Origin of the sequence: Nostocoides sp. F2B08 (assembly GCF_009184895.1) — a bacterium.
GTDB lineage: Bacteria > Actinomycetota > Actinomycetes > Actinomycetales > Dermatophilaceae > F2B08.
This window is the reverse complement of the sequence record NZ_WESE01000019.1, coordinates 1-338: the sequence shown is the minus strand read 5'-3', so window position 1 is coordinate 338 and position 338 is coordinate 1. Positions and strand designations below refer to the sequence as shown.

Sequence of the window (338 nt, the reverse complement as noted above, 5' to 3'; positions counted from 1 at the left end):
GGGCTCGGGCCACACCAAGCCTTCGCGGTTCACGCGCAGGGGCGCGCTCGTATTTCGTGTTGCGACCACCTCGTCCACGTGCACCAACAGCAGGTTGAGGCCGGCCTCCTCAATACCGCTCTCGGGCCACAGTGCATCGCGACACCCCTCCCCGATGGCGGTGACGGCGGCCGCCAAGTCCTGCTCGGTGGTGAGCAGAGTCAGTGGATGACCGACGTCCTCGTGGCGCCACACGATGCGGGCCGTTCCATCGTCGCCGATCCGAGCCTCGACGTCGGAGTCGTAGTAGCGAAGGCGTCGGATGAGGTCCATCAGGCGCGGCGTCTCCATCTCGGCTC

At 67.2% G+C, this 338-nt stretch carries 1 protein-coding gene; it reads right to left on the bottom strand.

The annotated features are described in order from the left end of the window. The coding region (locus GA707_RS21025) for a hypothetical protein (RefSeq protein WP_193315462.1) at positions 1 to 338 on the bottom strand (338 nt) is incomplete at both ends.